General features: G+C 63.4%; 7 protein-coding genes. All 7 read right to left on the reverse strand.

All coding sequences use genetic code 11. The features are described from left to right. A partial coding sequence (locus EN925_RS19950) for an ATP-binding cassette domain-containing protein (RefSeq protein ID WP_128336839.1) occupies positions 1 to 484 on the reverse strand: 484 nt, incomplete at its 3' end. 10 nt (positions 485 to 494) lie between these two features. After that, the gene (locus EN925_RS19955; RefSeq protein WP_027160903.1) at positions 495 to 1,262 is read right to left on the reverse strand and encodes an ABC transporter permease; all 768 of its coding nucleotides are present in this window, start codon (positions 1,260 to 1,262) and stop codon (positions 495 to 497) included. 109 nt (positions 1,263 to 1,371) lie between these two features. After that, positions 1,372 to 2,382, reverse strand: a complete 1,011-nt coding sequence (locus EN925_RS19960; RefSeq protein WP_164745972.1) for an ABC transporter substrate-binding protein — start codon at positions 2,380 to 2,382, stop codon at positions 1,372 to 1,374. A gap of 197 nt (positions 2,383 to 2,579) precedes the next feature. After that, positions 2,580 to 3,878, reverse strand: coding sequence for a hypothetical protein (locus EN925_RS19965; RefSeq protein ID WP_164753797.1), 1,299 nt, complete (start codon positions 3,876 to 3,878; stop codon positions 2,580 to 2,582). Between the two features lie 29 nt (positions 3,879 to 3,907). After that, positions 3,908 to 4,639 carry a histidine utilization repressor gene (hutC, locus tag EN925_RS19970; protein WP_013530484.1) on the reverse strand — a complete coding sequence of 244 codons (732 nt, stop codon included), beginning with the start codon at positions 4,637 to 4,639 and terminating at the stop codon, positions 3,908 to 3,910. A gap of 32 nt (positions 4,640 to 4,671) precedes the next feature. Then, complete coding sequence (locus tag EN925_RS19975) at positions 4,672 to 5,694, reverse strand: alcohol dehydrogenase catalytic domain-containing protein (protein ID WP_063172699.1); 1,023 nt, start codon at positions 5,692 to 5,694, stop codon at positions 4,672 to 4,674. 15 nt (positions 5,695 to 5,709) lie between these two features. Beyond that, positions 5,710 to 5,884, reverse strand: a 175-nt coding sequence (locus EN925_RS19980; protein ID WP_206632863.1) for a histidinol dehydrogenase, incomplete at its 5' end; no start/stop codon positions are given.

The following is a 5,884-nucleotide window of genomic DNA, read 5'->3' on the forward strand; positions in this document are numbered from 1 at the left end:
GCTCGTCCATCAACAGCATCTTGGGCCGGTAGGAAAGCGCGCGCGCAATGGCGACGCGTTGTTTCATGCCGCCCGAGAGTTCGGCCGGATAGCGGTCCGCACTACCAGACAGCTTGACGAGTTCGAGATGCTCCAGCGCGATCCTGCGGCAGGTCGGGCGATCGTAACCAGCGGCCTTGAGGGCAAACTCGATGTTCTGCCGCGCCGTCAGCCAGGGAAGCAGCGTGTAGGACTGAAAGACGACGCCACGGTCGAGACCAGGCTGCAGGATCGGCGCGCCATCGATGCTGAGATCGCCCGCGTCGAAGTCCTGCAGTCCGGCCACGATCGACAGCAGCGTGCTCTTGCCGCAGCCCGACGTGCCGACCAGGGAGACGAACTCGTTGTCGGCAAGATCGAGGTTGATATCGCGCAGTACTTCCGTGCGCCGCTCGCCCGTGCCGAAGCTCTTGTGGAGACCGGCGATCCGCAATTTGGGGCTCATCGGCTGGACCTCATTGCGAGCGGCCCTCTTGCTTGAACAGCACCTTTTCCAGCGCCTTCATCACCTGGTCGGTGATGAGGCCGAGCAGGCCGAGCAGCAGGATGTAGCCGATGATGGTGTTGGTCTGGAAATAGCGCTGGGACACGGTGATGCGATAACCGAGCCCCGAAGTGGCGGCGACGAGTTCGGCCAGCACCAGCCAGGTCCATGCCCAGCCCAGGCTGATGCGCAGCGTATCCCAGATGCCCGGCAAGGCACTGGGCACGACGATGCGCGTCAGGATCTTGCGATCCGGCAGGCCTAGCGTGCGCCCAAGGCCGATGAAATCGGCTGGAACCCGTTTTACATTGTCCATGATCATCAGCACCTGCTGGAAGAACGTGCCGATAAAGATGATCAGGAATTTCTGCGAATCGCCGGTGCCGGCCCACAGGATGGAGAGCGGCACGAAAGCGACGACCGGCATGTAGCGGATGAAATCCACCAGCGGCTCGATGGCCGCTTCCCAGGAACGGAAACTGCCGATCAGCACGCCGATCGGTATCGACAGGGCCGAGGCGATGAGGAAGCCGATGGAGATACGGTACATCGAGGCTTTGAGGTCCAGCCACAACGTGCCGTCGGCCGCGAGCTTGGCGATCTGCATAGCGACGCTGCCCGGCGATGGCAGGAAGATCGGCTTTACCAACCCCAGTCCGGTCGCCGCCCACCAGGCAAGGCCGAGCCCGACGAACACGGCCACCGCGATCACCAGGAAGCGCGACCTGGCGATGGGCACGCCGATGCCGGAGGATCGGCGACGCCTCGCCTGTTTCGTGGGACGAGCCGGATCCGTTTGAGCGGGACGCTCCCCGGGCATCTGCGTCACCACCGCGATCCGGCCTTGGTCATTCCGCCGCCTTGACGAATGACGGGTCGATCATCTGCTCCGGCGTCACATCGGCCTGCAGCAGCTTGGCGTTCTTGGCGGCGGCTTCGACATCGGCGAAGGTCTTGGTGGTGAAATCACCGGTCAGCGCCGCCTTGTTTTCGGCGAGTGAGTAGTAACGCACGCCGTCAAAGGCGGTGTTGAGGTCCTTGACGTCCGAACCGACAGCCTTGGCGATGATGGCGCGCCCACCGGGCGTATCGGCATTGTAGTCCTTGAGCGCTGCGTCCCAGCTCTTGATCATGGCCAGCACTTGGCCGGGCCGCGACTTGATCACCTCGTCACGCACCACCAGCACGTCGCTGATCAGGCCGGGATCCTCGCCGGCGGTGAACAGCAGCTTGAGGTCCTTGTTCTGCGCCATGGCGACGGTGAGGTACGGTTCATACGTCACCGCGACCGGCACCTGGCCGGCGATCAAGGCGCTGCCGGCGTCGGACGCAGGCATCGGAACCGGTTTCACATCGTCGATCGACATGCCGTTCCTGGTGAGCGCGTATTTGAGCAGGATGTCGCTCGTCGTGCCTTCCTCGAAGGCCACCTGCTTGCCCTTGAGGTCTGCGATGGAGGTGACGTCCTTGCCGGCGATGATCGCGTCGGCGGTCATGGAGACGTCGAGCAGCAGCACGATCTTCACCGGCAGGCCGGCCGCAACCATGCCCATCGCCGTGTGGGTGGCGATGTTGGCGGCGTCGAGCTGGCCGCTTGCAAGTGCTGCATTGATGTCCTTGTCCTCGGCGAAGTTGACGATCTGGACGTCGCTCAGCCCGTTCGTCTTGAACAGGCCCTTGGCCTCGGCGACATGCCACTGGCCATAGCCGAGCCAGGGCTCGATGCCGATCTTGAACGCTCCTGCCTCGGGCGTGGTGGGAATGGCCGCATCGGCCGCGTAGGCCGCCGGGGCGGCGGCGAGCCCGATGGCGGCGGCCATCACGAGCGCGCGAAATTGTCCTGTTAGGTTACGCATCATCCTTGTTCCCCTTGATGATCGGACCGCTTTTTCTGACTGAGGTAGCCGGTCCGGTGAGACTGCGGGTTTCTGCTCTTGCGGCACTGTGCCTCGGCGTCTTACCTGCCACTTCATGGTGAAGTGCGCGGATATTTCAGCGTCAGCGGGAGCGGATGTCAAGACTAAAATACATACATGCATATACAAGTTGGAAAGACTCAATTTTTACGCTCTCCGGGATCGATCCGGTCTAGAAAATCGGTCACCCGATCGGTTCCGGCAACAGGTTCGCTGCCGACCATGACCGCCACCGAAAAGGCAATAAGGGAAGAAACCGGCGTGTGGCTGCGTGCGCCGGCGCGCAGGTTCATGACCAGCGTCGGCGACAGGAAGAGACCGGCCCGGAGCACCGCGCGCCAATCGGCCGGCAGCATGCCGCGCCGTTTGAGCTCAAGCAGCAGTGGCCGCCACAGCGCTGTGGCCTTGACCTCCAGCAGGTCGCGGCGGACGGGGCTCAGGTCCCAGTCCGTGTCGACATGGAGCAGGTTTCCGTCCAGCCGCGCATGGGCGCGAAAAGCCTCGGTCGCGGTCGCCGGATCATAGAGCCAGAACGGGTGGGCGAAGATGTTGTGGAACGTCGCCTTCACCTCCGCCAGCAGCGTCGGGATATGCGAGCCTGCAAAGGCAGGATCGAAGAAGGACAGCTCCGCCCTCCCCGCCTTCGCCGTGTACCAGACATTGGCGTTGTGGGCGTCGCCATGCGCGACCACGCCGCCTGCATCGGTAAGCCGGTCCGGCCGCAAGCGCACAGCGGCGGCATCGAAAAGCTCACCGACGCTGTCGGTGTACTGCTCGCCATTGATGACGAATTTCAGCCGGGAAAACCTATCCCAATCCAGCTCGGCACCGGGAAAGACGAACGGCTTGCCGACATAGAAATCGGCCAGCCGGCCGCCTGGCGGCAAGCGCGTGTCGGCATCGATCAGCCGCTCATGAAACAGCCTGTGGATCGGTTCCGCCGCCACGTCCTCGACGGTTACCGGATGCAGCGTTTCGAGATAGACCTTGAGCAGCCTGGCCGACAGGTCGCGCTCGGCAAGAACGGCTTCTCGCCGTTTGCCGGCGTCGTCCTGCGCATCCAGCGCGAACAGCACATCCGAAAACCTCGGATCCGTGCGCCGGCGATAGACAAGGATCTGCTCGCCCGGTTGGACCGACATATGCACGGGTTGATCAACCGGCAGGCCGGCGCGCGACAGAATCTCGGCGCGGTAATACTCGCCCGTCATCGCCTCTTCCCGCTCCTCCTGATGGAACTTGAAGAAGTAGGCCTTGCCGTCGTCCTCGAAGAAGCCGTTCAACGAATTGAGGCTGTATTTATCGAAGTTGATGCGGACATTGCGGGGACGCATCGCGAACAGGTCGCCCAGCAATGCCGCCAGCGCGCTTTGTGCTTCGGCAACATCATGCTGCGCGAGTGCCCGGATCCGCGCCGTGCGGCTCGGCGCCGGCGTCATCTGTCGCTCTTGCATTCGACCTGCTTCCGTCAGCTGCTTTTTGAAGGGGAATAGCGGCTGCCGAGCGAGTAGCGGCTGCCGGCATAAGTCAGCTTGCTGATCGTCGCCACCACCGCGCCCGTCCATGTCCGGCGGTGCAGGAAAAGGCAGCAGGCGCCGACATCGATGCCCAGATGCCGCGCCGTCTCGGCATCCGCCGGGATGGCGGAAATGATATGCTCGACCTCGGTCACCGGGGTTTTCTGCATGAGGTAGTCATAGGTCGCCGTCTTCGAAAAATCCTGCTTGTCATAGTCGGGGATAAGGCTCGGATTGACGAAGCGCTCTTCGAGTTGCACCGGCAGATCGTTCTCGAAATTGACGACGACGGAATGATAGATCGAGACGCGCTTTGGAAATTCGAACGACAGCGCCAGCTCTTTTGTCGGCATGATGGTTTCGAGGACGAGGACTTCGGAACGATGTCTGTTGCCGCGCTCGACGATCTCGGCTGCGATGTTGTTGATCTCGATCAGCGTCGACTGTGGCCGCGGTGGCGCGATGAAGGTTCCCACACCTTGCAGGCGGATCAGAAACCCGGCCGAGGTCAATTCTCTGAGCGCCCGGTGAACCGTCATCCGCGAGACGCCGAGTGAAGCGACCAACTCATTCTCGGACGGCAGCTTGCGATCTTTGCCCCACCGGCCCGTTCCGATGTTTGCCAGGATGTAGTCCTTCACCTTCTCGTAAAGAGGGCTGGCGGTGTCGGGCAAAGTGATCATTTCAAAAGTCCTTTCCGGCGATTCATCGGAAATCACGACTCGACAGGTTGCCGCATGCGGATAATTGTTTTCAAGCCGTCGCTGCGCCCCGCCAACAGCCGCTCATAGGCAGCCGGAATGTCATCCAGGCCGATCTCCTGGTCGATCAGCGCCAGCAGCGGTTCGCTCAATTCACCCAGCATCCGCACGGCCTCGGGCAGTTCGTCGGCAAAGGCATGGCATCCCAGCAACCCGATTTCGCGTTCGACCAGCGTATTGGGATCAATGTCGAGGCGGCCGTGGAAGATGCCGACCATGGCGATCGTACCGCCGGGATCGAGAACGCCGAGCAGCTGATTGAGCGCCGCGACGCTGCCGGTCGCCTCGATGGCCGCGAGCAGCGGGGCATTGGCAGTTGCGGCGGCAACGGCGTCCCGGCTCAGATCGACGATCCGGGCACCCGTCACCCGCGCCACCCGGGCACAGCGGCTCTGGTTGCGGTCGGCGATCAGCACGGTGCCGGCGAAGGTCCGCGACAACAGCAGGGCGGCAAGACCGCCGATCGGCCCGCAACCGACGACCAGCACGGAGCCTGTCGTTTTCGGCAGGCGCCGCACCGCGTGCAGCGCCACCGCCAGCGGCTCGGCCATTGCCGCGACCCGCTCGTCGAGCCCGGCACCGATGATATGCAAAAGCCGTGCAGGCAGCACCGCCTGTTCGGCAAAACCGCCGTCGCAGACCTCTCCGACGAAGCCCAGTGACGCGCAGAGATGACGCCTGCCGGCTTGGCATTGCGCGCAGTCTCCGCACCAGAAGCGGGAATCGGCGACAACCCTGTCACCGATAGCGAAGGCGTCGACGCCCGCGCCGATGGCGGTCACCGTGCCGGTGAGTTCATGGCCGGCCGTCGAAGGCGACCGGCTTATCCACTGTCCCGTGCGGAAATTGTGCAGGTCCGAACCGCAGATGCCGGCGGCATCGACCCTCAGCTTCACCCAGCCTGCATCCGGCGCGCCCGGCGTCGCGATGTCTTCGACGCGCAGATCGCCGGGCCCGTAAAGTCGTGCCGCCTTCATCGCGATCGGTTCCGCTTAGCCGGCAAGATAGCGGTCGCGGATCTCCGAGACCGCGTTCTCATGCGAGCTGAAGCCCTCGTAGCGGGCGAGCCTGCGGGCGTGCAGAGCGAGTTCCGGATAGGCCACCGAGGTGACATAGCCGACCGACGAGCGCTTGACGAAATCCGTCACCGAAAGCGGCCCGTAGGTC

It is taken from the genome of Mesorhizobium sp. M7A.F.Ca.US.006.04.2.1 (assembly GCF_004022915.1).
GTDB lineage: Bacteria > Pseudomonadota > Alphaproteobacteria > Rhizobiales > Rhizobiaceae > Mesorhizobium > Mesorhizobium ciceri.